This window comes from Pseudomonas sp. GM78, assembly GCF_000282475.1.
In the GTDB taxonomy this organism is placed as follows: Bacteria; Pseudomonadota; Gammaproteobacteria; order Pseudomonadales; family Pseudomonadaceae; genus Aquipseudomonas.
This window is the reverse complement of record NZ_AKJF01000097.1, coordinates 20,845-44,838: the sequence shown is the minus strand read 5'-3', so window position 1 is coordinate 44,838 and position 23,994 is coordinate 20,845. Positions and strand designations below refer to the sequence as shown.

Genomic DNA, 23,994 nt, shown 5'->3' with positions numbered 1-23,994 from the left:
TTAGAAGTTCACGCCGAAGCTGAGCGCAACGAAGTCGCGGTCATCCACGGTGGTGTACTTGCCGTCGAAGAAGTTGGTGTACGCCAGGCTTGCGGTGTAGGTGTTCTGGTACTCGGCATCGACACCCAGGCTGACCGCTTTGCGACCTTCCTCGAAGTTGCCGCCAGGACCAGGGGAGTAACCTTCCACGTCGTGGGACCATGCAACGTTCGGCTTGAGGTTCACACCGGCGAACACGTCGTTGTATTCCCAGATGGCACGACCGCGATAACCCCAGGAGTTGGCCGTGGTGAAGCCGTCGTTTTCGCAGTAGCGACTGACGTTGTTTTGTGGGCCGCCTGCCAGCGTTCCGGTGTTCAACGCCACGCATTGGTTGTTCGGCAATGGGCCAGGGCCGTAGCTCGGGTCACGGCCGTAACGTGCCTTGGAGTTGCTTTCCAGGCCGCCAACGTGGGTCCAGCCAACCTCACCCACCAGGGTCAGACGCTCGGCGCCCATCACCTGGTCGAAGAAGTGGGTCAAGGTCGTTTGCAGCTGGGTCACTTCCTTGCGGCGATAACCTTGCTGATCCTGCCCTGGCGTGCCCTGGAGCACGGAAACGTTAGGGTTCAGCGGCGTCAGGCCGGAGAACAGGATGTCGGTGGTGTTGAGCTGGACTGGCGCATTCGGCCGGTAGCTGACTTCGCCACTCCACGCGGTGCCTGTCGGCAAGGTGGTCGAGAAGCTCAAGCCGTACAGGCGGATGTCTTCAGGGTATTCGACGTAGTAGCTGGAGTTACCTGCCACTACCAAAGGCAGCAACTGTGCAGTCAAGCTGGGCACGAGCCGGGGTGGAATACCGGCGCCAACCAGTGCGCCACCCAGGGCCTGCGGGTTATAGGCGCTCGCTGGCGCACCATGGCCGCTGAAGATCGGTGCACGGCTGTGGTAGTTCATGAAATAGGCACCGAATTCGGTATCCAGCGGATCGAACATGTACTTGAAGGAAACACCGAACTGACCACTGTCTCGAGCGTCACGATCCGGGCCGCGACGAACGATCACGCCTTCGTCCGGATTGCCCCAGGTCACGCCCCGGGCAGACAGGACATTGAGGGCTGGCGTCGCCAGGGGACCCAATGCGCTGCGAAGGCCTTGTTGGGTACGCAGTACAGCCAGGTTGTTGTCGCAACCATCGGCGATCACGTCCGGTTGCGAGAAGAAGGTGCCGCAGTTGTCGGCAACCGTCTGGTCCCATTCGATCTGGTAGAACGCTTCGGTCGAGAGATTCTCGGTGAGGCTCTGGGACACATAGAACATGTTGACCGGGATCAGGCCTTCCTTGATCTCGGCACCGGGACGACGGAATGCGGACACGTCGATCGGGTTGATCGAGTTGATACCGCCGCCGATGAAGGTACTTTCACCCCAGCTCACCACTTGCTTGCCCAAGCGTACGGAACCCGGCTGATCAGCAATGGCGTAGTTGTGATAGACGAAGGCGTCGAGGATTTGGCCGCCAGCAGACTTGGCGCCTTCCTTGCGATTGTCGTCGCTGATGTCCTTGAACGGACGGCTTTCGTCCTTGAGTTCAAAGTCGTACCAGTATTTGCCACGGACGAAAATGCCGGTGTCGCCATACTTCAACTCAAGGTCATGGATGCCCTTGAAGATTTTCGAGAAGGTTTCACCGCTTTTGAAGTTCAAGTGACCGTCATCGGAAGTCTGGGACAGGCCGCGACCGCCGTTGTTGACGCCGATGAGGTTTTTGTTGGCGCTTTCAGTAGACCAACTCGCACCGATCGACAGGGAAGAGTCGAATTGACCTTCGATTTCACCGATGTTGAAACTGACGCCGAATGCAGGCCCGGCGAGCGTAGAGGCAAGGCTGACGGCCAGAGGCAGTTTAGCCCGGCGCCAGAACTGGTTTACTGATGTCATCGACGCTACTCCATGTGCATTTTATTGTTATGGCAAATAGCACTTCTAAAAACGCTTGGATAACAGGGAGCCATGGCTTCCCAAAGTCATTCCAAAGTTGCATCGCCCCGGTTTGTGCGTTTGCTCCGTTCTTAAAAATCCTTGAGCGGACTATAGCCAGCAGGTAGTAGTGCTTGATCCCTCTAAAGTGTGATTTGCGCCTGCCAGCCACTCTGGAACAGTCCTTTGCCATGCCGACACCCGTCGGCCCGGCAAGAATGGCTGAAAATACGGATTTGACAAGCCAAGCGCTTGCTTGGTGGGGCTGGCGTGCCCTTTTGGGCACGCCAAGGGACGCTTAAAGCGTCGAGAGGAAGGTGCTGTTGTTGGCCTGCCATTCGGTGATGTCAACGCGAATGCGCTTCTTGTCGAGCTTACCGACACTGGTCTTGGGAATTTCAGTAACAATGGCGATCTGACTCGGGATGGCCCACTTGCTCAGGTGCCCCAGTTCCACGAACGGCTTGAGATGTTCCTTGAGTTCCCGGGCGCCGATGGCATGGCCCTCGCGCAGCACCAGCAAGGCAAACGGCCGCTCGCCCCACTGCGGATCGGCAATCCCCACCACTGCTACTTCGCGTACCGCCGCGTGGCGACTGATCAGGTCCTCGAGGTCCAGGGAGGAGATCCACTCGCCCCCGGTCTTGATCACGTCCTTGATCCGGTCGCGAATGTCGATCACGCCCATGCTGTCCAGAGTCGCCACATCCCCGGTGTGCAGCCAGCCGCCAGCCCAGAGCTCGGCGCCCTTCTGCGGTTCGTTGAAATAGCCCTCGGTGAGCCACGGCGCGCGCAACACCAGTTCGCCCTGGGTTTCGCCATCGGCGGGCAGGAAGTTGCCTTCGGTGTCGACGATCGCCGCCTCCACCAACGGCCCTGGCACGCCGGCCTTGATCCGGTAGGTGGTGCGTTCGTCTTCCGTGCCGGCCATCAGCTCATCATTGAGGTGCGCGCACGATACCAGCGGCCCGGTTTCCGACATGCCGTAGGCAGCGGTCAATTGAATGCCCTTGGCCTTGGCCGCGTCGTACAACGCATGATTGAGCGCACTGCCACCGATGACGATTTTCCAGCCACCGAAGTCGGTGTCTTGGGCAGCCTTGGCATTGAGGACCATTTGCAGGATGGTCGGCACGCAGTGCGAGAAGGAGACTTTTTCCTTGCGCCACAACTCCACCAGGTACTCCGGATCGTAGCGTCCCGGATACACCTGCTTGAGCCCGAGCATGGTCGCCACATAGGGCAGGCCCCAGGCATGCACGTGGAACATCGGCGTGATGGGCATGTACACGTCGTTGGTGCCCAGCAGGCGCACGCTGTCGATCGCCCCCATGATCGTCGACACCCCCATGGTGTGCAGCACCAGCTGCCGATGGGTGAAGTACACGCCCTTGGGGTTGCCGGTGGTGCCGGTGGTGTAGAACGTGGTCGCCACCGAGTTTTCGTCGAAGTCCTGGAAGTCGTACTGCGGGCTTGCCGCTGCCAGCAATTGCTCGTACTCACCGACGAGGTTTGGCAAGTCGGCGGTCTTTTCCGGCAGGTCGGTCAGGAGCAGGGTTTTCTCGACCGTGGTCAGTTGCCCGGCGATCGCGTTGTACAGTCCGACGAATTCACTGTTGACCAGGACAAAGCGGTCCACGGCGTGATTCATGGTGTAGAGGATCTGTTCCGGCGACAGGCGCACGTTGATGGTGTGGATCACCGCGCCGATCATCGGAATGGCAAACATGCACTCCAGGTAGCGGTGGCTGTCCCAATCCATCACCGCCACGGTATCCCCGGGCTTGACCCCGGCAGCCGTCAGCACATTGGCCAGGCGTGCGACCCGTTCGATCAGGGTCGGATAGCTGTAGCGCAATTGGTCGCGGTAGACGATCTCGCGGGTTTTCTCATAACGCGCGCCGGACATCAGCAGCCGTTTGATCAGCAGCGGATACTGGTAAGCGCCTTCGGCTGGGGGGATAACGCGAGTCTGCAACATAAGAATCCCTTTTCTGACTACTCGGTCGTGGCTGTAGAGTGAGCACTGTAGTACCCCTGATCGCCAACCAAATCAGCCAAAGGAATGATTTGCAGAACCGCACGAATGCTAGCGTTGCGCCAGCATTCGCCTTGCAGATGTTGGATCAGTGCATCTCGGTAAACGCGAGTTTCACGCCAATGGCGATCAACACCGCGCCCATGGTCCGGTCGAACCAATGCCCCATGCGGGCGAAACCGGCCCGCACGCGCTGCTGGCTGAACAGCATGGCCACCAGGCAAAACCAGATCGCTGTCGCCACGGCCAGGTAAACCCCGTAACCGGCCTGCACGGCCAGCGGTGTATGCGGATTGATCACCACGGTGAACAGCGACAGGAAAAACAGCGTGGCCTTCGGGTTCAGGCCGTTGGTCACGAACCCCGACGTAAAGGCGCCCCGCGCGGTGCGCTCACCGGCTTCCTTGTGCAGATCATCGGTCACGGCCTTGGCCGGTTGCGCCCGCAGCGCCTTGAAGCCGATGTACAGCAGATAAGCCGCGGCGGCCCATTTCAAGGCGTTGAACAGGACGATCGACTGGGACACGATCAGGCCGATGCCCAGCAGCGAGTAGCCAACGTGGAGGAAAATCGCCGTACCGACCCCAAGCGCCGTCCAGGTGCCGGCGCGACGACCATGGGTCACGCTTTCCCGTACCACCACGGCAAAGTCCGGGCCGGGGCTGGCGACGGCCAACAGGTGGATCAGTGCAACGGTCAAGAACTCGGTCCAGTACATGAGGGCTCCTTCAGGCCAAGCGTAACTATTTATTTCATCTGGTAGGCTCGGCAGATTACGCCTTCAGTTCATTGCACAAAAGGTACAGTTGATGACGAACATTCACCGCGCAGTTTTCCTCGACCACCCGTCCCTGGACCTGGGCGATCTCGACCTCAGCCCCCTGCGCGAATGCTTTAGCGAACTGCAGCTGTTCGCCCAGACCCTGCCCGATCAGGTGATCGAACACCTCAAGGGCGCCACCGTCGCCATCACCAACAAGATCCGGATCGACGCGGCCGCCATCGCGGCCAGTCCCGAACTGAAACTGATCCTGATCAGCGCCACCGGCACCAACAACGTCGACCTCGAGGCCGCCCGTGCCCACGGCATAACCGTGTGCAACTGCCAGGGTTACGGCACGCCATCCGTGGCCCAACATACGATCATGCTGCTGCTCAACCTGGCCACGCGCCTGGCCGACTACCAGAAAGCCGTCGGTGAAGGGCGCTGGCAACAGGCCAAGCAGTTCTGCCTGCTGGATTACCCGATCGTCGAGCTGCAAGGCAAAACCCTCGGCCTGCTCGGTCACGGCGAACTGGGCGGCGCGGTCGCGCGCCTGGCCGAAGCGTTCGGCATGCGCGTACTGCTGGGGCAGATTCCCGGGCGCCCTGCCCGGCCAGACCGCTTGCCGCTGGACCAGTTGTTGCCGCAAATCGATGCGCTGACCCTGCACTGTCCGCTCAACGAACACACCCGTCACTTCATCGGCGCCCGTGAACTGGCGGCGATGAAGCCCGGCGCGTTCGTGGTCAACACCGCCCGTGGCGGCCTGATCGACGAGCAGGCGCTGGCCGATGCCTTGCGCAACGGTCACTTGGGCGGTGCCGCCACCGACGTGCTGAGCGTGGAGCCGCCGGTCAACGGCAATCCACTGCTGGCCCAGGACATTCCACGCCTGATCGTCACCCCGCACAACGCCTGGGGAAGTCGCGAAGCGCGGCAACGAATCGTCGGTCAATTGACCGAAAACGCCAGGGGATACTTCAGCGCTAAGGCGCTGCGGGTCGTCAGTTGATAAACTGCGGCACTTTTTTTCACAGGAGCAGTTATGGATCCGCGCAGTGAAGTACTGCTTCGTCAGGCTGAATTATTCCAGGGCCCAGTGCTGTTGGCCGGCCTGCCCGCCGACGACTTGCTGGGCCGCCTGCCCGACGCCCATGGCTGGAGCTGGCACGCCGGCGATCAAGCCGCGCTGGATGCGCGCTTTGCCGAACGCAGCCATTTTGGTGTCAACGCGCCTGAGCGCGCATTCGATAGCGCCGTGGTGTTTCTGCCCAAGTCCAAGGACCTGACCGACTACATCCTCAACGCACTCGCCTCCCGGCTGGCCGGCCGCGAGCTGTACCTGGTCGGTGAGAAAAAAAGCGGCATCGAAGGCGCAGCCAAACAGCTGAACCCGTTTGGCAAACCCCGCAAGCTCGACAGTGCGCGGCATTGCCAGCTGTGGCTGGTCACCGTGGCCAATGCACCCGACGCCAAACCGCTGGAAAGCCTGGCCCAGACCTATGAATTGCCGCTGGCCGAAGGCCCGTTGAAAGTCATCAGCCTGCCAGGCGTGTTCAGCCACGGTCGACTGGATCGCGGCAGTGCGCTGTTGCTGGAACACCTGGATAAACTGCCAAGCGGCCACTTGCTGGACTTCGGCTGCGGCGCGGGGGTGTTGGGCGCAGCAGTGAAACGTCGTTACCCGCACAATCAGGTCACATTGCTGGATGTCGATGCCTTTGCCGCTGCCAGCAGTCGCCTGACCCTGGCGGCCAATGGTCTGGAAGCCGATGTGATCACCGGCGACGGCATCGATGCGGCACCGATGGGATTGAGCGCCATCCTGAGCAACCCGCCCTTCCATGTCGGCGTGCACACCGATTACTACGCGACAGAGAACCTGCTGCGAAAAGCGGCCAAACATCTGAAAAATGGCGGCGAACTTCGGCTTGTCGCCAATAGCTTCCTGAAGTATCAACCACTGATCGAAGAGCACCTGGGGGCCTGTGCAATCAAGGCCGAAGGACAGGGTTTCCGCATCTACCGTGCCAAACGCGGATAAAACTTTGTACTTGCGCAATGGATTTTGCCTAGGCAGAATCCGCTCCGTCCTAGGGGAGTAGTCTCCCACGAGCGCCATGCTCGTCCGGCATGCGTCAACATACTTGGTCAACAGGCCATGGCGCATGCGACCCAAGCGTCCGCATCAGACGGATCGCAGGGTTTGACAAGACCTATGACACGAACACCTTACCCGGGGCGGGAAGGCTGTACGTGTCATAGCCGTGTCGACCCGCCCCTTAGGAAAACCCCTGATGCTGGATTCACTACTGGTACCCACCGCAATCGTTGCCTTGGCCGAAATCGGCGACAAGACGCAATTGCTCGCGCTCATTCTCGCCGCCCGTTTTCGCAAGCCCTGGCCGATCATCGCCGGCATCATCGCCGCGACCCTGGCCAACCATGCGGCAGCCGGTGCGGTAGGCGCCTGGGTTGGCAGCTTCTTCTCGGATACGCTGCTGCACTGGATTCTTGCCGCCAGCTTTGCCGCGACGGCGCTGTGGACCCTGGTGCCGGACAAAATGGACGATGACGAAGCCAGTACCGCCCGCAAGTTCGGACCGTTCCTGACCACGCTGATTGCGTTTTTCCTCGCGGAAATCGGCGACAAGACCCAGATCGCGACGGTGATGCTCGCCGCGCAATATCCTGAACTGTGGCTGGTGATCATCGGCACCACCCTGGGCATGTTGATTGCCAACGTACCGGTGGTCCTGGCGGGCAACTTTGCGGCGGACAAACTGCCATTGACGTTGATCCGTCGACTGGCGGCGTCGGCGTTCTTCATCCTGGCGATTGTCGCGGTGTACAAGGCGATGCAGAGCAGTGGGTGGGTTTGACGGTGTAGGTCGGTAGACCGCGTCAGCGTTCTTCGCGGGCAAGCCTCGCTCCTACAAGAGCGGGCTGGCTCGCGAAAGCTTCTATCAGTGATTCCTGGACTGCTCGTAAAGCGGCATGACCTTCGGAATCGCCGCCTGCAACGAAGCAATACGGCTCGACGAAGCCGGGTGGGTACTCATGAACTCCGGCGGCGAACCTTCCGAGGCCTTGGCCATCTTGTTCCACAAGGTGATCGCGGCGTTCGGGTCGTAGCCGGCACGGGCGGCCAGCTCGAGGCCGATCAGGTCCGCTTCGTTTTCATTGGACCGACTGTTGGGCAAGGTCATGCCGTAGTTGGCCACGGCATCCGCCAGCGCCAGGCTGCCCTGGCCCAGGCCGAACAAGGCACCCGCACCCTGCTTGGCCATTTCGATGCCATAGGCCTTGGACATTGCCTCACGACCGTGCTCGCGCAGGGCGTGGGCGATTTCGTGGCCAAGGATGGCGGCGATTTCGTCATCGGTCAGCTGCAGCTTGTCCATCAGGCCGGTATAGAAAATGATCTTGCCACCGGGCCCGCAGTTGGCATTGAGCTCATCGCTCTTGATCAGGTTGACTTCCCACTTCCACTGGGCCGAATCCGGACGGAAAACCGGAGCCTGGGCAATCAGCCGATCGGAAATCAGCTGGATGCGCTTGGCATCGTTGCTGGTCTTGTCCAGCACACCCTTGCTGTTCGCCTCTCCCACCGTATTCTGGTAAGACTGGGCGTACATCTGATTGACCTCATCAGTGGACAGCATGCTGAACATGTATTGCTTGCGCTCAACACCTACGGCGCCACCGCTGGTAGTGTTGACCGACTGGCAGCCGGCGAGCAGCAGCGCTGCGCCGAGTGCACCTACAACCAAAATCTTGTTCATCGAAAGACTCCATGAAAACTGCCGCCTATCCTAGGCGTGGGAATGTATCGACGCCAGATACACAGAAGATAAGACGCTTTTTTCAAGCAAAGCTCTCATCGATGCAGGAAAAATTCACGACACCAACTGAACGCTCAGCAGCGATCTTTTCAACCCGGCGTAAGACACTCCGGCCCATTGAGCTTCGGATCATTGACCATGTTGGCCAGCACCCGCTCACGCAACGCAGCGGGTTCGCTGGCGAGCAAGGCTTGCAGAGCATGCAGTGGCGTCTCGGGATCAAGCCAGATTTGCTGCCCCACCTCATCCAGAATCAACGGTCGACGCTGGCTCGCCGCGGGTTGCGTGATCACCGCCGTGCTCAGCCACACCTGCTCCTGTACCGGGTAAGCCTCCCAGATGGCAGCGAAAAACAGCGACGAGCCTTCACCCGGCGTCAGCCAGTACGGCCGCTTGCGAGTGGTACCGCGCCATTCGTAGAAACCGTTGGCCGGCAGCAGGCAACGACGCTCGCGCAGGGCCTGGCGGAACATCGGCTGTTCGGCCACGGTTTCGGCCCGGGCATGGGCCGGGGTGCGGGACAAGTCGGTCAGCCACGGCGGTGTCAGGCCCCAGCGGGCACGGGCCAGTTCACGCTGGCCGTCCTGGCCTGCGCGCAGCATCAGCACCGAATCATTGGGGGAAATGTTCCACTGGGCCTGCTGATCGGCTGGAAAACCTGGCAGGCTCGCAAAATCGCGATTCCAGCGAAACAGGGCATAACGTCCACACATGGGGCAGCACGACTCTAGATCAAACGAACGCCAGCCTAACAGACCAGCGTGCCGGGAAAGCTGTCCGGTTCATCACAGGACAGCGGCAGCGCAGCATTGTACGCCGTGATCAGCTCGCGGGCGTATTGCGCCTGGTCATTATCCACCGCCAGGCCCAGCAGGCCGAAGATCGGCAATTCACCCGTGGCGCCCACCAGATCGCGCCCCACCAGATGCGCCTCGACGCCCTCGCTGGCCAGCATGCCTTGCAGCAACTCGCCTTCCATCAGGTTTTCCGGTTCGTAGATGCGCTGCATATGCGCCCTCACTCGTTTTCACTGAATACTTCGAGGTGCCATTCGTCTTCGTGAACTTGCAATACAAATGTTATCGGCCGGCAACACACCTGACAGTCCTCGATATAGGTCTGATCGCCGCCGGATAAATCCAGGGTCGTCTCGACTTCCTCACCACAATACGGACATTCATAAACTGCGCTTTCCAGCATCGCGGTCTCCCAGGTGACTTGTGCGTATAATCGCCGGTCTATTTGCAGGGCTATTTTTGTCTGACTACTTTTTCAGACCGTGCCCCGCTGGTTTTCGATCAGAACCTTTACTTACCCTAGCCGTTTCTAACAAGAGAGCATGATGGGCGAATTCGATGCCATCCGACCTTACGACGATAGCGAAGTCCCAGCGGTGCTGGCACGACTGCTCGGCGACAAGGCGTTTCTAGATATCCTCACCCACTTCCGCTTTCCGCGTTTTGCCGGCGCCTTGGGCTGGGCGCTCAAACCCCTTATAGCTCATCGGCTGCGCCGTGAGTTCGCCGGCATCACGTCGGTGGCCACCTTGCAGGACAAAGTCGAGTACTACGTCGACCACACCATCGAGCGCGCCACGGACGGTGTGACGTACACCGGCGTGGAGCAGTTCAAGTCCGGCAGCGCCTATCTGTTCATCGCCAACCATCGTGACATCGTGATGGATCCGGCCTTCGTCAATTACGCCGTGTACCACGCCGGCCTGCCGACCCCGCGCATCGCCATCGGTGACAATCTGCTGCAAAAGCCCTTTGTCAGCGACCTGATGCGCCTGAACAAGAGCTTCATCGTGCACCGCTCGATCACCGGACGTCGCGAGAAAATGGCGGCGTACCAATTGCTGTCGGCGTACATCAACCATTCGATCCGCAACGATTGCGCCTCGATCTGGATCGCCCAGGCCGAAGGCCGGGCCAAGGACGGCGACGACCGTACCGAGTCGGCGATCCTCAAGATGTTCCACATGAGCCGCAAGGACGAACCGTTCGGTGAAGTCATCCGCTCGCTGAACCTGACCCCCGTGTCGATCAGCTACGAGTACGATCCGTGCGACCAGGCCAAGGCCCGCGAACTCTACATCCGCGCCACCACCGGCAGCTACACCAAGGCGCCGGGCGAAGATGACGTGAGCATCGCCAAGGGCATCACCGGCTACAAGGGTCGGGTGCACGTGAATTTTGCGGCGCCCATCACCGACCTGTTCGAAGACACCAAGCAATTGGCGATCGAGATGGACAAGCAGATCCTCGGCGGTTACCGCTTGTTCCCGGTGCACTACCTGGCCTACGCCCAATGGCAGGATGCCGACCCGCAACTGCAGGTGCCAAGCGCCAGCAAGTTGTTCCCGGCCGACGAACTGGCCAAGGCTCAGGAACAATGGCAGCTACGCCTGGATGCCTGCCCCGAGGAGCATCGCCCGTTCCTGGTGCTGCAGTATGCGACCCCGGTACGCAACCAGTATCGGGTGAAGGCTGGATTGCCGCTCTAACCGCGGATACGACAACGGCGCCTTCGGGCGCCGTTTTTTTTAAGCATTAAAATGGTTTAGACCTGGGTGCTGATCCACGACACCAGCAACGCCAGCCCCATGCAGGCAAAACCGAAGCGATAGAAAAACCGGTTCATGCGCAGGGTTGCCCAATCCAGCGTCGGTTCCTGGCTTGGACGGCTCTGGCGTTGCGCCTGGAGACTGGCCATCGCGCGCTGTTCGCGGCGACGCGTGGCGTGCAGCAGCCAGCTGCCCGGGAAGGCCAGCAGCAAGGCCAGCAGATTGATCAATTTGGCGGGATGGGCGGTAAACAGCGTCATCAAATGCAGCGACATCACAAGCCTCAAACAAAACAGGTAGGGCAGACGCCGACCGACGACCGCGGCTGGGATTCTACCGAATGCCTTGCACCCTGCCCTGTCTTTCCGACAATTAACGCCGTTTTGCTCAAGACCGCCTGCGATCCTACAGTAGGAGCTGCCGCAGGCTGCGATCTTTTGACTTTGCTTTTGGGGGATTTGGAACTGCCGAAGATCAAGATCAAAAGATCGTCCGAACGCGGCCCGAACCTTCGGCAGCTCCTACGGGGCTCGCATTACTCGCCGAGAACCTGACCCACGGTTGGGTCCTTGAACAAGCGGGTCAACGCATCGCTCAACACGTCGCTGACCAGCTTGGTGTTGGTTTCCTGATTCGGCGCCATGCCGAAACGCTGGTCCAGGGACGCGCCATAACGGCCGCTGTAACGACGATTGGCATTTTGCACATCGGAACGGAACGTCGCGCCAATGGTGGCCTCGGTCACGTACATGCCTTCTTTGGGCGACTGGTACTTCAACTCGGCCAAGGTCACGGTGATCTGTGGCGCGTTCAGCGCATTCGCCGTCGGGGTGAAGCCCAGCAACCGCACGGCCGCTTCGGCCTGCGCCTGCAGTTTCGGCAGGATCTGCGCGCCCTGCACGGTAATCGCGCTGGTTTCCGGGTACAGGCCGCCACGGGTGCCCAGGGTTGGCGACGGACGCCCGTCGACCACGCGCACCACCACCGGCTGGCCGTGGCCGACCGGCGCCAGTTGAGCCGTCAGCTTGGGTTCCGGGTTCAGTTGTTGCGGGCTGTGGGCGCAGCCGACCAACGTCAAGCTGGTCACAGTGATCAAACCGAACAACAGGCGTTGCAACATACTCTTCTCTCCAGAATCAGGCACTAACAGGCCCGCAGTATAGCGGTGCGCCACTGCAGCGAACCAGCGCAACAATTGCAGAAAATTCTGACAAAAGTTTCAGAAACCCCTTCCTGTCACACATCTGTCACCCCCCATACACTTGCACGTAACGGCTCGCTGCCATTCTTCAGCGCAGTCACCCAAAAGGTACTTCGCCATGCGCTTTCTCGTTTCGCTGTTCGCCCCACGCCCACGGCACCGCAGCTTTGCCCTGCTCGACAGCAACGGCCATTGCCAGGCTTTCAAGCAGTGCAGCCTCCAACCCATGGGCGATGGCTGGGTCGAAATCGAGGAAATTCGCCTCAACTGGCTGCAGCAACCCCTGCCCGCCAGCGCCCGCGTCAGCCAGCCTCCAGCACGCTCACGGGCACAACACCTGATGGCGACCTGACCAGACGCCTAATAAAAGTCATTAAACACGACCAATTCCCTGCGTTTCTTCGCTACAATCTCCCCCCGATTATAAGGACGTCTCCTGATCGGGCCTCGCAGCATCGTCAATGCTTCGGTTTTGGCACCCCGCACCGCCCACAGAGAGCCGCCCACACAGATCGAGTGAAGCTGGCGCGCTTGCTGTTCCTCAAGCACAACCTCCACTTTTCGCGAATCTGCAGAGCTGTCATTACGCTCGGTCACTGAGCTGTTTGCCCGTATTGCCTGCCCGGTTTTCCCTGGCGGCAAACCATCCGGGCACGGTGCCAGGCTGGGACAGCCCTTTTTTGAGGTTCACGTCTTCAAAAGAGCGTGAAAAAAACGGGTTTTCACAACTTCACAAGAGTGTGGCGAGCAAATGAATAGTTTTGCGTCTGAATATGCACCATTAGCGTCCAGTACAGCCCAACGACACAGGACCGAGTACACCTCGAATACCGGAGCCTGAAGCCTGTCCGCTACGGATTTGGTTGCACAAGCGGATGTATCGACCATAAGTCGAATTGCCAGTCGCACGTTGAAATGAGTTCATATGACTCTTATTAGACCCGGCAGGTAGCGTCCGTCGAAGTTGCGAAAAATTGCGAAGATTCGGACATGGCGATACTGCCATGAGTTCGAGGGGCATCACTGACTCGCCCCGGAACGCCTGGCAGCCATGCCGACAATTTGGTGCTGCAGATTTTGGAGACGCGTTAAATGGCGCATAACGAAGCAGTCGACGTAGTACTGGTTGGGGCCGGCATCATGAGTGCCACCCTCGCGGTACTGCTCAAAGAGCTCGACCCCGCGATCAAGCTGGAAGTCGTCGAGCTGATGGATTCCGGTGCCGCGGAGAGTTCCAACCCGTGGAACAACGCCGGTACCGGTCACGCCGGCCTGTGCGAGCTGAACTACACGCCGCAGGCTGCCAATGGCACCGTCGACATCAAGAAAGCCGTGCACATCAACACCCAGTTCGAGGTGTCGAAGCAGTTCTGGTCGTACCTGACCAAGAAAGGCACGTTCGGTTCGTGCAAATCGTTTATCAGCCCGGTGCCACACCTGAGTTTCGTGCAGGGCGACAGCGGCGTGTCCTTCCTCAAGGAACGCTTCAACGTGCTGCATAAGCACCACGCCTTCGCCGACATGGAATACACCGAAGACAAGGCCAAGATGGCCGAGTGGATGCCGCTGATGATGCCGGGACGCGATCCTGGTGAAACCCTCGCGGCCACTCGCGTGATCAACGGTACCGACGTCAACTTCGGCGCCCTGACCAACCAGTTGCTCAAGCACCTGACCAGCGCACCTGATGCCCAGGTCAAGTACTGCAAGCGCGTGACCGGCCTCAAGCGCAGCAACGGCGGCTGGACTGTCAGCATCAAGGACGTCAACAGCGGTAATACCCGTGAAGTCGACGCCAAATTCGTCTTCCTCGGCGCTGGCGGTGCGGCACTGCCGCTGCTGCAAGCCTCGGGTATCGAAGAAAGTAAAGGCTTCGGCGGTTTCCCGATCAGTGGCCAATGGCTGCGTTGCGACAACCCGGAAGTGGTCAAGCACCACCAGGCCAAGGTCTACAGCCAGGCCGCCGTGGGTTCGCCACCGATGTCCGTGCCACACCTGGATACCCGTGTCGTCGACGGCAAGAAATCCCTGCTGTTCGGACCTTACGCCGGTTTCACCACCAAGTTCCTCAAGCACGGTTCCTTCATGGACCTGCCGATGTCGGTTCGCGCCGGCAACATCGGCCCGATGCTGGCGGTGGCGAAAAACAACATGGACCTGACCAAGTACCTGGTCAGCGAAGTGATGCAGTCGATGGAGCAGCGCCTGGAGTCCCTGCGTCGCTTCTACCCTGAAGCGAAAGCCGAAGACTGGCGCCTGGAAGTGGCCGGCCAACGGGTGCAGATCATCAAGAAAGACCCGAAAAAAGGCGGCGTCCTGCAATTCGGTACCGAACTGGTCGCGGCCAAGGACGGTTCCCTCGCCGCCCTGCTCGGCGCCTCGCCAGGTGCCTCGGTGACGGTTTCGATCATGCTGGAACTGATCGAAAAATGCTTCCCGGGCAAAGCCAAGGGTGAGTGGGCTGCCAAACTGGCCGAGATCTTCCCGGCCCGGGAGAAGGTCCTGGAAACCGACGCGGCGCTGTATCGCAAGATCAATACGCAGAACAACATCGCCCTGGAGCTGGTTGAAGCCAGCAGCGAGACTGAAAGCTACGCTTGATCCGGCTCCATGAAAAACGCCCCGTCCATCATTGATGGCGGGGCGTTTTTTTTTGTGCCTTTGAAATCTTAACCGCGAGCCTTTTCGATCAGCTCGATGTATTCCGGCGCGTTGCGTTGATCCTGGATCAGGGCAACGAAGTCATTGCCGTGCTCGTCCTTGCCATTCACGTCATAACCGGCCTCGACGAAAAACGTCAGGAAACGCTCGAAATCGTCGATTCGCAGGCCACGGTAAGCCTTGATCAGCTTGTGCAGGGACGGGGAAGTCGCGTCGACCGGTTCGAAATCGAGGAACAACTTGATCTGCTCATCGCCGATCTCGTCACCAATCACTTGTTTCTTATCTTTACGCATTGCCGACTCCAGCTCGCAGACATTTCACGGGGCGGGCAGTTTACCCCTGCGCGGGCGCCGGGCTCAACGCGGACGAACAGCCCCGGTGTGCAGATCGGCCCAGATGTGGCCGTTGGCGTAGCTGAGAAACTGGCAATACACCGTATCGTTACGCAACAAGTCGATGACTACCCGGTATTGAGCCAGCGGGTAATAAAGCGTCAACGTCTTGCTCTTGTCGTCGTAGAGCGGCTTTTTCAGGCTTTTGCTTTCGCCATCGAAATTGACCAGCACCTGACTGATGGTCGCGCCCTTGTTCAAGGACTTTCCCTTGAGGCGAATCATCAGCGGCGAAGTGACGGGGATCGGCTGCTGGCTGGACTGGCGCTGACTGCCGACCACCACCGAATACTCAGTGACTTGCAGCAATTGTTGCTGCTCCGGTTCTGCGTCACGCAGGTTCAGGTCATCCGGGGGCAGGAACTGCCCGTGCATGGGGGCCGGGGCGGCCGCCAGGGGCAAGCTGAGGGTCAGCAACAGGGCGGCATAGCAGCGGATCGAACGGCTCATGACAGGCTCCGGAATCGGGGCCGTGCACTCTAGCATGGGTTTAAAAGCAAAAGATCGCAGCCTTCGGCAGCTCCTACAGAGAACCGGATACACCCGATAATCTTCGGGTGAACTCAATCCTGTAGGAGCTGCCGCAGGCTGCGATCTTTTGAGGGCGCTACGGGATTACATGCCTTTAACGGCAAAAATCCCGTTGGCGTTGCGCCAGTAGCCTTTGTAGTCCATGCCATAACCGAAGATGTATCGGTCGATGCACGGCAAACCGACGAAATCGGCCTTCAGGTCCGGGCGAGCCTTGCGGTCGTGGTCCTTGTCGATCAGCACGGCGGTGTGCACTTTGCGCGCGCCGGCGTGCTTGCAGAAGTCGATGATCGCGCCCAGGGTGTGACCTTCATCGAGGATGTCGTCGATGATCAGTACATCACGATCGATGAACGACACTTCCGGCTTGGCTTTCCAGAACAGCTCGCCGCCGCTGGTTTCGTTGCGGTAGCGGGTGGCGTGCAGGTAGGACGCTTCCAGCGGGAATTGCAGGTGCGTGAGCAGCTTGCCGGCGAAAATCAGCCCGCCGTTCATCACACAGAACACCACCGGATTGCTGTCCGCCAGTTCATCGTTGATGTGTGCACCGACGCGGGCAATGGCTGCCTCGACTTCAGCTTCGGTGTACAGGCAGTCAGCCTCTCGCATGATTTGACGGATATGCTCGAGATCAGCGGACATGGCGCTCTCCAGGGATGGCGGTTTCGGAAAAGCCGGCAAAGGTACGCATCTGGCGAGGCCAGATCAAGCGATTGTGGACTAACGTACTCTATGTCTATAGGACATCAACCTCGGATAGATTAATCTAGGCCGGTTTTTTTGCCCGCCGCCGGAGCCTTTCCCATGCCCATCCTCGAGATCCGCCACCCGCTGATCCGCCACAAACTTGGCCTAATGCGCCGCGCAGACATCAGCACGAAGAATTTCCGTGAGCTCGCTCAGGAAGTCGGTGCCCTGCTGACCTACGAAGCCACCAAAGACCTGCCGCTGGAAACCTACGATATCGAAGGTTGGTGCGGCACCGTGTCGGTGGAGAAGATCGCCGGCAAGAAGATTACCGTGGTGCCGATCCTGCGCGCCGGTATCGGCATGCTCGAAGGCGTGCTGAGCCTGATCCCGGGCGCCAAAGTCAGCGCCGTGGGCGTGGCCCGCAACGAGGAAACCCTCGAAGCCCACACCTACCTCGAGAAGCTGGTGCCGGAAATCGACGAACGCCTGGCAATGATCATCGACCCGATGCTCGCCACCGGCGGCTCGATGGTTGCCACCATCGACCTGCTGAAAAAAGCCGGTTGCAAGGACATCCGCGCCATGGTGCTGGTCGCTGCACCAGAAGGTATCGCCGTGGTCGAGAAAGCTCACCCCGACGTGATCATCTACACCGCTTCCATCGACCAGAAGCTCAACGAACACGGTTACATCATCCCGGGCCTGGGCGATGCTGGCGACAAGATCTTCGGCACCAAGCAGAAGGACGCGTGAGCATGCAGCAAGAGTTCAACGATCCGCTCTGGCGCACGGTGCTGTCTGGCGCCCAGATGCTGTTCGTGGCCTTCGGCGCCCTGGTGCTGATGCCGCTGATCACGGGTCTCGACCCGAACGTGGCATTGTTTACCGCAGGCCTGGGGACGATTCTGTTCCAGGTCGTCACCGGGCGCCAGGTGCCGGTGTTCCTGGCGTCGAGCTTCGCGTTCATCACCCCGATCATTCTCGCCAAGGGCCAGTTCGGCCTCGCCGCGACCATGGGTGGCGTGATGGCGGCCGGTTTTGTCTATACGTTCCTCGGCCTGGCAGTGAAAATCAAAGGCACCGGCTTCATCGACCGCCTGCTGCCACCGGTGGTGATTGGCCCGGTGATCATCTCCATCGGCCTGGCCATGGCCCCGATCGCCGCCAACATGGCGATGGGCAAGGCCGGTGACGGTAGCGAGCTGATCCATTACCAGACGGCAATGCTGATCTCGATGCCGGCGTTGCTGACCACCCTGATCGTCGCAGTGTTCGGCAAAGGTATTTTCCGCCTGGTGCCGATCATTTCCGGCGTGCTGGTGGGGTTTGCCATGTCGTTCTACTTTGGCGTGGTCGATACCGCGAAAATTGCCGCTGCGCCCTGGTTCGCCATTCCCCACTTCACCGCGCCGGAATTCAACTGGCAGGCGATCCTGTTCATCGTTCCGGTGGCCTTGGCGCCAGCGATCGAGCACATCGGCGGCGTGATCGCCGTGGGTAGCGTGACCGGTCGCGATTACCTGAAGAAGCCTGGCCTGCATCGCACCCTGCTGGGTGATGGCATCGCAACCACCGCCGCCGGCCTGTTTGGCGGTCCACCGAACACCACGTACGCAGAAGTCACTGGTGCGGTGATGCTGACCAAGAACTACAACCCGAAAATCATGACCTGGGCGGCGATCTTCGCCATCAGCCTGGCGTTCATCGGCAAATTCGGTGCGTTGCTGCAAAGTATTCCGGTCCCGGTGATGGGCGGGATTCTTTGCCTGTTGTTCGGTTCGATTGCTGCCGTGGGGATGAACACGCTGATTCGCCACAAGATTGACCTGGGCGAAGCGCGCAACCTGGTGATCGTCTCGGTGACCCTGGTGTTCGGTATTGGCGGCGTGCTGGTCGGTACTGGCACCGGCCCGGACGACTTCGGCCTCAAAGGCATCGCGCTGTGCGCGGTGGTGGCGATTGCGCTGAACCTGATCCTGCCTGGCAATGACAGCTGGAAGCACAAGAAGGCGCAAGATCCGTTGATCTAAGGCCGCCTCAAGGACGCCTCGCTCCTGTAGGAGCGAGGCTTGCCCGCGAAGCTTTTTGGCTTACAACACCAACGGCGCCCTTTCGCACAACGCACTCAACGCCTTCGCCCACTGCGGGTCATCGTTGAGGCACGGCACCAGCACCAACTCCTCCCCTCCCGCTTCGCGGAATTGCTCCAGCCCGCGATCGCCGATTTCTTCCAGCGTCTCGATGCAATCGGCCACAAAGGCCGGGCACATCACCAGCACTTTCTTCACGCCGCTTTTGCCGAGCTCATCCAGGCGGGCCTCGGTGTAGGGCTCGATCCACTTGGCTCGCCCCAGGCGCGACTGGAATGACACCGACCACTTGCCGTCCGGCAATCCCATGCGCTTGGCGAACGCTGCGGCGGTGCGCAGGCATTGACCGCGATAACAGGTCGCAACCACTTGCGGCGGTGCACCGGCGCAGCAATCGCCCCCGCCTTCGAAGCTGTGCCCCGGGTTGAGCTTCGTCAGGTGCCGCTCCGGCAAACCGTGGAAGCTCAACAGCAGGTGATCGTAATCCTGCTCCAGGTAAGGCCGGGTCGTGGCTACCAGCGCATCGAGGTATTCCGGTTGATCGTAGAACGGCTGGAGCACCGACAGTTGCACGTCGAGGTTTTTCTCACGCAGTACGCGCTTGGCTTCTTCGATCACAGTAGTGGTGGTGCTGTCGGCGAACTGTGGATAAAGCGGTGCCAGGGTGATCCGCTTGTGCCCTTGGGCTACCAGGCGCACCAGTGCCGATTCGATCGACGGCTCACCGTAACGCATCGCCAGTTCCACCGGGCCGTGATGCCACTGCGCAGTCATGGCCTGTTGCAGGCGACGGCTGAGCACCACCAGTGGCGATCCCTCGTCCCACCAGATCGACGCGTAGGCATGCGCCGACTGCTCGGGGCGCTTGATCAGGATCAGCGACACCAGCAAGCGCCGCAGCGGCCATGGCAGGTCGATCACATAAGGGTCCATCAGGAACTGGTTGAGGTAACTGCGCACATCCGCCACCGAGGTGGAGGCCGGAGAGCCCAGGTTGACCAGAAGCAACGCGTGATCGGTCATGCAACGTCCTATTTCAAAGGCGGCTGGAAAGGTCGTCCAGGGCCGCGCGCAAATCAGTGAACTGGAAAGTGAAACCCGCTTCCAGCAAGCGAGCCGGTACGGCCTTCTGGCCACCCAGCAACAGCAATGACAACTCGCCCAGGCATACCTTCAACGCCAGGGCCGGCATGGGCATGAACGTCGGGCGGTGCAGCACGCTGCCCAACGTCTTGGCGAACTCGCGGTTGCGCACCGGTTTGGGCGCGCAGGCATTATAAGGACCAGTGGCGCTTTGCCGATGCAGAAGAAAATCAATCAGGGCGATTTGATCGTTGATATGAATCCACGACATCCACTGCCGGCCACTGCCGATAGGCCCGCCCAGCCCCAGTTTGAATGGCAGCAACAGGCGCGACAAAAAGCCGCCCTCTGCCGACAACACCAGCCCGGTGCGGATGAAGATCACGCGAATGCCCATCCCTTCGGCGCGCTGGGCAGTTTCCTCCCAGGCGATGCATAACTGACTGGCGAAATCATCGATGACCGGTGGCGAATCCTCGGTCAGTTCACGCTCGCCACCATCGCCGTACCAACCGACCGCGGACCCTGAAATCAGTACCTGCGGTTTCTGTTCACGGCTTTCGAGCCAGGCCAGCAGGGTTTCCGTCAGGGTGATTCGGCTGCTCCACAGCAGGGCTTTGCGCTTGTGGGTCCATGGGCGATCAGCAATCGGCGCACCGGCCAGATTGACGATGGCGTCCACCGGGTCTTGCCCGACCTCTTCAAGCCGGGCGATGCCACGCACCTGGGCACCGCAGATTTTGGTGACTTTTGCAGGCGTCCGGCTCCAGACTGTGAGGCGATGCCCTTGACTCAACCAGTGCCGGCAGAGCTGACGTCCTATCAAACCAGTACCGCCGGTCAGCAATATGTGCATGACTACTTCCTCGCGTGGCGTTTTACCCTGATCACTAGTCTATTTTTATAAGCAAGGGATCTTTTGGTATCGGGCAGACCCTGTGATTAACAATAGGCCAAGCTGTCAGAACGAGAACGCTGAAAGTTATACCAAAAAACAATATTGTACAGGTTTCAACCCCGGCGTAGTCTGTACAGACAGGTAAACGAGGCCCTTATGACTGTACCTATCGCAATCATCGGCACCGGCATTGCCGGACTCTCAGCCGCACAAGCCCTGACCGACCTGGGGCATGTCGTGCAACTTTTCGATAAAAGCCGCGGCAGTGGCGGACGCATGTCGAGCAAGCGCAGCGATGCGGGTGCTCTGGACATGGGCGCGCAATATTTCACCGCCCGCGACCGTCGCTTTGTCACCGAAGTGCAACGCTGGCAGACCAAGGGCTGGGTCGCCGAATGGACCCCGCAGCTCTATACCTTCCATGGCGGCCGGCTCGATCTGTCGCCGGACGAACAGACGCGCTGGGTCGGCACCCCGCGGATGAGCGCCATCACCCGTTCCCTGCTGGGCGACCTGGAAGTGCATTTCGCCTGCCGGATCACCGAGGTGTATCGCGGCGAAGAACACTGGCATCTGCAGGATGCCGAAGGCTTCACCCATGGTCCGTTCAGTCATGTGGTCATCGCCACCCCGGCACCCCAGGCGACCGCGCTGCTGGCCTCCGCGCCGAAGCTCGCGGGCGCCGCCGCCGGGGTAAAAATGGACCCTACCTGGGCGATTGCATTGGCGTTCGAAACGCCCCTGGAAACGCCGATGGAGGGCTGCTTCGTACAAGACAGTCCGCTGGATTGGCTGGCGCGCAACCGCAGCAAACCAGGGCGCGACAACACCCTCGACACCTGGGTGCTGCACGCCACCAGTGCCTGGAGTCGCCAGCACATCGACTTGCCAAAAGAGGCGGTGATCGAGCAATTGCACGGCGCGTTCGCCGAGTTGTTGCACGATGCCATGCCTGCGCCGAGCTTCAGCCTGGCCCACCGCTGGCTCTATGCCCGCCCTGCCAGCAGCCATGAATGGGGCACCCTGGCCGATGCGGACCTGGGCCTCTATGCGTGCGGCGACTGGTGCCTGTCCGGACGCGTTGAAGGTGCGTGGCTCAGCGGCCAGGAAGCCGCCCGTCGCCTGCATGCACACTTGCAGTAACTGCAACACCCGACACGTCTTGCCAGCGATGAACGAAAAATGCGGTGCAGCTGAACTCCGCTGCACCTGGATCGCTGGCAACATCGCTCAAGCCAGTCACCCTCTTTGCTAAAAACTTATACAACTAATTTGACTTGTACATCTTTGAATCTATGATGAGCCTATGTTGTACAGACTTTCAGCTCTGTACAGGTATAGATTCCGAGGTGCTCGATGTCCCTGCCCCCCGCCAAGCCGAAAATCGCCATCAGCGCCTGCCTGATGGGTTTTGACGTGCGCTACAACGGCGGGCACAAGGCATCGCGACTGTGCAGTCAGGTTCTCAGCGACTACTTCGAGTTCGTCCCGATCTGCCCCGAAGTCGCCATTGGCCTGGGCATTCCGCGCCAGCCCATCCGGCTGGTGGGGGATGCGGATGCACCCGAGGCCGTCGGCACGGTCGACCGCGACATCAATGTCACCCGGCCGCTGGCCAGCTATGGTCGGCAGATGGCGGCGGAGCTTGAAGATATCTGCGGTTACATTTTCATGCAGCAATCCCCTTCCTGCGGCCTGGAGCGGGTCAAGATCTATCACGCCAATGGCGCACCGGTGAGGGGCGGTGGCCGGGGCATCTACGCCCAGGCGTTTTGTGCCCAGCAAACGGACCTGCCGGTGGAAGAAGACGGCCGGCTCAACGACCCGGTGCTGCGCGAAAACTTTCTCACCCGCGTATTCGCCTACAGCGCCTGGCAACAGTTGTTGCACGAAGGCCTGAGTCGCCGCGGCCTGACAACGTTTCACTCGCGCTACAAATACCTGCTGATGGCCCATAACCCGGTGCAATACAAAATCCTCGGCAACTTGCTGGGCAACATGGGCCAGACCGATCCGAAAGAACTTGGGCCACGCTACTTCAGCCTGCTGATGGCAGCCCTGAAGCAATGCGCGACCCGCCGCACCCACACCAATGTGTTGCAGCACCTGAGCGGCTATCTGAAAAAGGCCATCAGCGCTGAGGACAAGCAGGAAGTGCAACACCTCATTGGTCAATACCGCCAGGGCATCGTGCCGCTGGTGGTGCCGTTGACTTTGCTCAAGCATCACTTTCGTCAACATCCGGACCCGTACATCGATCAGCAGGCGTACCTGCAACCCCATCCGGAAAATCTCAGCCTGCGAAACGCCATCTGATGAAACCCCTACTCGACAGCAGCGCCAGCGAAGACTTTGGTGCCGACTTCAAGAAAGCCCTGGATGAAGGCTGGCTGCCGATCCGCGAAGTTGCCCGGCAGACCGGGGTGAACGCGGTGACTCTGCGAGCCTGGGAACGTCGCTATGGCCTGATCGTGCCGCAGCGCACGCCCAAGGGACACCGGCTGTTCTCGGCCGAGCATGTCCAACGCATCCTGGCGATCCTCACCTGGATCAACCGCGGCGTGGCCGTCAGCCAGGTCAAGCAATTGCTCGACACGCCGCAGGCCTTCAGCGGTTTTGTTGAAAACGATTGGCAAGTGTTGCGCCATACCTTGTTCACCGCCGTCACGCAGCTGACTGAACGCACCCTCGACGACACCATCAACCAGGCCATGGCGCTGTACCCGCCGCGCACCCTGTGCGAGCAGTTACTTATGCCCCTGCTGGCGGAGCTGGAACAACGCTGGCAAGGGCAGTTCGGCACGCAGATGGAACGGGGATTTTTCTACTCCTGGCTGCGAAGCAAGTTTGGTGCGCGCCTCTACCATAACAACCGCCAGTTACACGGCGCACCGCTGCTGTTGATCAACCACTCGGACCTGCCCCTTGAACCCCACGTGTGGCTCACGGCCTGGTTGATCAGCAGCGCCGATTGCCCGGTGCAAGTGTTTGACTGGCCGCTGCCAGCCAGTGAACTGGCACTGGCTGTCGACCTGCTGCAACCACGCGGCGTACTGCTGTATTCCAGCAAAGCGATAAACCTTTCACAACTGGTGAAACTTTTAAACGGCGCCAGTTGCCCAAAAATGATCGCCGGCCCAACGGTGTGCATTCACAACACCGAATTGTCCGCAATAACTTCAGAGATCGCTGATCTGTACCTGGCTGAAAACCCCTTGGCCGCGCACCAGGCACTCGTTCAATGCGGACTCATTTAAAGGCACTTGTGCAATGA

The 23,994-nt window shown here is 60.1% G+C and carries 25 protein-coding genes and 1 riboswitch; of the genes, 11 read left to right on the top strand and 14 right to left on the bottom strand.

All coding sequences use genetic code 11. From position 1 onward, the window contains the following. The 3 genes from PMI35_RS14990 to PMI35_RS15000 form a co-directional block, all read right to left on the bottom strand. Entirely contained in the window at positions 1 to 1,920 is a 1,920-nt protein-coding gene (locus tag PMI35_RS14990) for a DUF1302 domain-containing protein (RefSeq protein ID WP_008060240.1), read from the bottom strand. 337 nt (positions 1,921 to 2,257) lie between these two features. Beyond that, positions 2,258 to 3,940 (bottom strand): fatty acid--CoA ligase, encoded by a 1,683-nt coding sequence (locus tag PMI35_RS14995; protein WP_008060239.1) that lies wholly within the window; start codon positions 3,938 to 3,940, stop codon positions 2,258 to 2,260. A gap of 145 nt (positions 3,941 to 4,085) precedes the next feature. Then, complete coding sequence (locus PMI35_RS15000) at positions 4,086 to 4,715, bottom strand: LysE family translocator (RefSeq protein WP_008060238.1); 630 nt, start codon at positions 4,713 to 4,715, stop codon at positions 4,086 to 4,088. A gap of 91 nt (positions 4,716 to 4,806) precedes the next feature. Here PMI35_RS15000 and PMI35_RS15005 point away from each other — a divergent pair, with 91 nt between their 5' ends. The 3 genes from PMI35_RS15005 (at position 4,807) to PMI35_RS15015 (ending at position 7,642) form a co-directional block, all read left to right on the top strand. Further along, complete coding sequence (locus PMI35_RS15005; RefSeq protein WP_008060236.1) at positions 4,807 to 5,772, top strand: 2-hydroxyacid dehydrogenase; 966 nt, start codon at positions 4,807 to 4,809, stop codon at positions 5,770 to 5,772. Positions 5,773 to 5,805: 33 nt separating this feature from the next. Next, a complete protein-coding gene (locus PMI35_RS15010; RefSeq protein ID WP_008060233.1) occupies positions 5,806 to 6,804 on the top strand; it encodes a class I SAM-dependent methyltransferase in 999 nt (332 codons plus the stop codon). A gap of 39 nt (positions 6,805 to 6,843) precedes the next feature. After that, positions 6,844 to 6,968: riboswitch (yybP-ykoY riboswitch) on the top strand. An 89-nt stretch (positions 6,969 to 7,057) separates the two neighbouring features. Next, positions 7,058 to 7,642, top strand: coding sequence for a TMEM165/GDT1 family protein (locus PMI35_RS15015; RefSeq protein WP_008060231.1), 585 nt, complete (start codon positions 7,058 to 7,060; stop codon positions 7,640 to 7,642). An 84-nt stretch (positions 7,643 to 7,726) separates the two neighbouring features. On the opposite strand, the gene PMI35_RS15020 is transcribed toward PMI35_RS15015, so the two are convergent. The 4 genes from PMI35_RS15020 to PMI35_RS33950 form a co-directional block, all read right to left on the bottom strand. Then, positions 7,727 to 8,545: a M48 family metallopeptidase gene (locus PMI35_RS15020; protein WP_008060229.1), complete on the bottom strand. Its 819-nt coding sequence runs from the start codon at positions 8,543 to 8,545 to the stop codon at positions 7,727 to 7,729. Between the two features lie 149 nt (positions 8,546 to 8,694). Next, a complete protein-coding gene (locus PMI35_RS15025; RefSeq protein WP_008060228.1) occupies positions 8,695 to 9,318 on the bottom strand; it encodes an SOS response-associated peptidase in 624 nt (207 codons plus the stop codon). 35 nt (positions 9,319 to 9,353) lie between these two features. Then, positions 9,354 to 9,614, bottom strand: coding sequence for a putative signal transducing protein (locus PMI35_RS15030; protein ID WP_008060226.1), 261 nt, complete (start codon positions 9,612 to 9,614; stop codon positions 9,354 to 9,356). A gap of 8 nt (positions 9,615 to 9,622) precedes the next feature. Next, a complete protein-coding gene (locus PMI35_RS33950; RefSeq protein WP_008060224.1) occupies positions 9,623 to 9,805 on the bottom strand; it encodes a CPXCG motif-containing cysteine-rich protein in 183 nt (60 codons plus the stop codon). 139 nt (positions 9,806 to 9,944) lie between these two features. Between PMI35_RS33950 and PMI35_RS15035 the strand changes: the two genes are divergently transcribed. After that, positions 9,945 to 11,111: a 1-acyl-sn-glycerol-3-phosphate acyltransferase gene (locus tag PMI35_RS15035; protein WP_032831629.1), complete on the top strand. Its 1,167-nt coding sequence runs from the start codon at positions 9,945 to 9,947 to the stop codon at positions 11,109 to 11,111. A 56-nt stretch (positions 11,112 to 11,167) separates the two neighbouring features. Here PMI35_RS15035 and PMI35_RS15040 read toward each other — a convergent pair whose 3' ends face one another. Further along, positions 11,168 to 11,446 (bottom strand): hypothetical protein, encoded by a 279-nt coding sequence (locus PMI35_RS15040; RefSeq protein WP_008060220.1) that lies wholly within the window; start codon positions 11,444 to 11,446, stop codon positions 11,168 to 11,170. Positions 11,447 to 11,706: 260 nt separating this feature from the next. After that, entirely contained in the window at positions 11,707 to 12,291 is a 585-nt protein-coding gene (locus PMI35_RS15045) for a YajG family lipoprotein (RefSeq protein ID WP_008060219.1), read from the bottom strand. A 199-nt stretch (positions 12,292 to 12,490) separates the two neighbouring features. On the opposite strand from PMI35_RS15045, the gene PMI35_RS15050 reads away from it, so the two are divergent. Continuing rightward, positions 12,491 to 12,724 carry a hypothetical protein gene (locus tag PMI35_RS15050; RefSeq protein ID WP_008060218.1) on the top strand — a complete coding sequence of 78 codons (234 nt, stop codon included), beginning with the start codon at positions 12,491 to 12,493 and terminating at the stop codon, positions 12,722 to 12,724. A gap of 740 nt (positions 12,725 to 13,464) precedes the next feature. Continuing rightward, complete coding sequence (mqo, locus tag PMI35_RS15055) at positions 13,465 to 14,973, top strand: malate dehydrogenase (quinone) (RefSeq protein WP_008060217.1); 1,509 nt, start codon at positions 13,465 to 13,467, stop codon at positions 14,971 to 14,973. 68 nt (positions 14,974 to 15,041) lie between these two features. Here mqo and PMI35_RS15060 read toward each other — a convergent pair whose 3' ends face one another. From PMI35_RS15060 to PMI35_RS15070, 3 genes are all read right to left on the bottom strand, one after another. Then, entirely contained in the window at positions 15,042 to 15,329 is a 288-nt protein-coding gene (locus PMI35_RS15060; RefSeq protein ID WP_008060216.1) for a PA4642 family protein, read from the bottom strand. 63 nt (positions 15,330 to 15,392) lie between these two features. Then, positions 15,393 to 15,878, bottom strand: a complete 486-nt coding sequence (locus PMI35_RS15065; RefSeq protein WP_008060215.1) for a hypothetical protein — start codon at positions 15,876 to 15,878, stop codon at positions 15,393 to 15,395. Positions 15,879 to 16,043: 165 nt separating this feature from the next. Continuing rightward, complete coding sequence (locus PMI35_RS15070; protein ID WP_008060214.1) at positions 16,044 to 16,601, bottom strand: hypoxanthine-guanine phosphoribosyltransferase; 558 nt, start codon at positions 16,599 to 16,601, stop codon at positions 16,044 to 16,046. Between the two features lie 162 nt (positions 16,602 to 16,763). Here PMI35_RS15070 and upp point away from each other — a divergent pair, with 162 nt between their 5' ends. After that, on the top strand, positions 16,764 to 17,402 hold the full coding sequence (gene upp / locus PMI35_RS15075) for a uracil phosphoribosyltransferase (RefSeq protein ID WP_008060213.1): 639 nt from the start codon (positions 16,764 to 16,766) through the stop codon (positions 17,400 to 17,402). A 2-nt stretch (positions 17,403 to 17,404) separates the two neighbouring features. Then, entirely contained in the window at positions 17,405 to 18,679 is a 1,275-nt protein-coding gene (locus tag PMI35_RS15080; protein WP_008060211.1) for a uracil-xanthine permease family protein, read from the top strand. A 60-nt stretch (positions 18,680 to 18,739) separates the two neighbouring features. Here the strand turns inward: PMI35_RS15080 and hemH are convergent, their stop codons facing one another. After that, positions 18,740 to 19,762, bottom strand: coding sequence for a ferrochelatase (gene hemH, locus PMI35_RS15085; RefSeq protein ID WP_008060209.1), 1,023 nt, complete (start codon positions 19,760 to 19,762; stop codon positions 18,740 to 18,742). Between the two features lie 13 nt (positions 19,763 to 19,775). Then, the gene (locus tag PMI35_RS15090) at positions 19,776 to 20,678 is read right to left on the bottom strand and encodes a TIGR01777 family oxidoreductase (RefSeq protein ID WP_008060207.1); all 903 of its coding nucleotides are present in this window, start codon (positions 20,676 to 20,678) and stop codon (positions 19,776 to 19,778) included. Between the two features lie 198 nt (positions 20,679 to 20,876). Between PMI35_RS15090 and PMI35_RS15095 the strand changes: the two genes are divergently transcribed. From PMI35_RS15095 to PMI35_RS15105, 3 genes are all read left to right on the top strand, one after another. Further along, a complete protein-coding gene (locus tag PMI35_RS15095; RefSeq protein WP_008060205.1) occupies positions 20,877 to 21,863 on the top strand; it encodes an NAD(P)/FAD-dependent oxidoreductase in 987 nt (328 codons plus the stop codon). Positions 21,864 to 22,076: 213 nt separating this feature from the next. Beyond that, positions 22,077 to 23,036 carry a YbgA family protein gene (locus tag PMI35_RS15100; protein WP_008060204.1) on the top strand — a complete coding sequence of 320 codons (960 nt, stop codon included), beginning with the start codon at positions 22,077 to 22,079 and terminating at the stop codon, positions 23,034 to 23,036. After that, positions 23,036 to 23,977, top strand: coding sequence for a MerR family transcriptional regulator (locus PMI35_RS15105; protein WP_008060202.1), 942 nt, complete (start codon positions 23,036 to 23,038; stop codon positions 23,975 to 23,977). Before PMI35_RS15100 ends, PMI35_RS15105 begins: the two co-directional genes overlap by 1 nt. Positions 23,978 to 23,994 lie beyond the last annotated feature (17 nt).

What these genes read in the sequence shown, in the direction of transcription:
- PMI35_RS15050 (WP_008060218.1), top strand. Translation starts at nt 12,491, where the DNA reads ATGCGCTTTCTCGTTTCGCTGTTCGCCCCACGCCCACGGCACCGCAGC.
- PMI35_RS15060 (WP_008060216.1), bottom strand. Translation starts at nt 15,329, where the DNA reads ATGCGTAAAGATAAGAAACAAGTGATTGGTGACGAGATCGGCGATGAG.
- PMI35_RS15090 (WP_008060207.1), bottom strand. Translation starts at nt 20,678, where the DNA reads ATGCACATATTGCTGACCGGCGGTACTGGTTTGATAGGACGTCAGCTC.
- PMI35_RS15035 (WP_032831629.1), top strand. Translation starts at nt 9,945, where the DNA reads ATGATGGGCGAATTCGATGCCATCCGACCTTACGACGATAGCGAAGTC.
- PMI35_RS15010 (WP_008060233.1), top strand. Translation starts at nt 5,806, where the DNA reads ATGGATCCGCGCAGTGAAGTACTGCTTCGTCAGGCTGAATTATTCCAG.
- PMI35_RS15100 (WP_008060204.1), top strand. Translation starts at nt 22,077, where the DNA reads ATGTCCCTGCCCCCCGCCAAGCCGAAAATCGCCATCAGCGCCTGCCTG.
- PMI35_RS15040 (WP_008060220.1), bottom strand. Translation starts at nt 11,446, where the DNA reads ATGTCGCTGCATTTGATGACGCTGTTTACCGCCCATCCCGCCAAATTG.
- PMI35_RS15000 (WP_008060238.1), bottom strand. Translation starts at nt 4,715, where the DNA reads ATGTACTGGACCGAGTTCTTGACCGTTGCACTGATCCACCTGTTGGCC.
- PMI35_RS15030 (WP_008060226.1), bottom strand. Translation starts at nt 9,614, where the DNA reads ATGCAGCGCATCTACGAACCGGAAAACCTGATGGAAGGCGAGTTGCTG.
- PMI35_RS14995 (WP_008060239.1), bottom strand. Translation starts at nt 3,940, where the DNA reads ATGTTGCAGACTCGCGTTATCCCCCCAGCCGAAGGCGCTTACCAGTAT.
- upp (WP_008060213.1), top strand. Translation starts at nt 16,764, where the DNA reads ATGCCCATCCTCGAGATCCGCCACCCGCTGATCCGCCACAAACTTGGC.
- PMI35_RS15065 (WP_008060215.1), bottom strand. Translation starts at nt 15,878, where the DNA reads ATGAGCCGTTCGATCCGCTGCTATGCCGCCCTGTTGCTGACCCTCAGC.
- PMI35_RS15070 (WP_008060214.1), bottom strand. Translation starts at nt 16,601, where the DNA reads ATGTCCGCTGATCTCGAGCATATCCGTCAAATCATGCGAGAGGCTGAC.
- PMI35_RS15025 (WP_008060228.1), bottom strand. Translation starts at nt 9,318, where the DNA reads ATGTGTGGACGTTATGCCCTGTTTCGCTGGAATCGCGATTTTGCGAGC.
- PMI35_RS15015 (WP_008060231.1), top strand. Translation starts at nt 7,058, where the DNA reads ATGCTGGATTCACTACTGGTACCCACCGCAATCGTTGCCTTGGCCGAA.
- mqo (WP_008060217.1), top strand. Translation starts at nt 13,465, where the DNA reads ATGGCGCATAACGAAGCAGTCGACGTAGTACTGGTTGGGGCCGGCATC.
- PMI35_RS15045 (WP_008060219.1), bottom strand. Translation starts at nt 12,291, where the DNA reads ATGTTGCAACGCCTGTTGTTCGGTTTGATCACTGTGACCAGCTTGACG.
- PMI35_RS15020 (WP_008060229.1), bottom strand. Translation starts at nt 8,545, where the DNA reads ATGAACAAGATTTTGGTTGTAGGTGCACTCGGCGCAGCGCTGCTGCTC.
- hemH (WP_008060209.1), bottom strand. Translation starts at nt 19,762, where the DNA reads ATGACCGATCACGCGTTGCTTCTGGTCAACCTGGGCTCTCCGGCCTCC.
- PMI35_RS15095 (WP_008060205.1), top strand. Translation starts at nt 20,877, where the DNA reads ATGACTGTACCTATCGCAATCATCGGCACCGGCATTGCCGGACTCTCA.
- PMI35_RS14990 (WP_008060240.1), bottom strand. Translation starts at nt 1,920, where the DNA reads ATGACATCAGTAAACCAGTTCTGGCGCCGGGCTAAACTGCCTCTGGCC.
- PMI35_RS15080 (WP_008060211.1), top strand. Translation starts at nt 17,405, where the DNA reads ATGCAGCAAGAGTTCAACGATCCGCTCTGGCGCACGGTGCTGTCTGGC.
- PMI35_RS15105 (WP_008060202.1), top strand. Translation starts at nt 23,036, where the DNA reads ATGAAACCCCTACTCGACAGCAGCGCCAGCGAAGACTTTGGTGCCGAC.
- PMI35_RS15005 (WP_008060236.1), top strand. Translation starts at nt 4,807, where the DNA reads ATGACGAACATTCACCGCGCAGTTTTCCTCGACCACCCGTCCCTGGAC.
- PMI35_RS33950 (WP_008060224.1), bottom strand. Translation starts at nt 9,805, where the DNA reads ATGCTGGAAAGCGCAGTTTATGAATGTCCGTATTGTGGTGAGGAAGTC.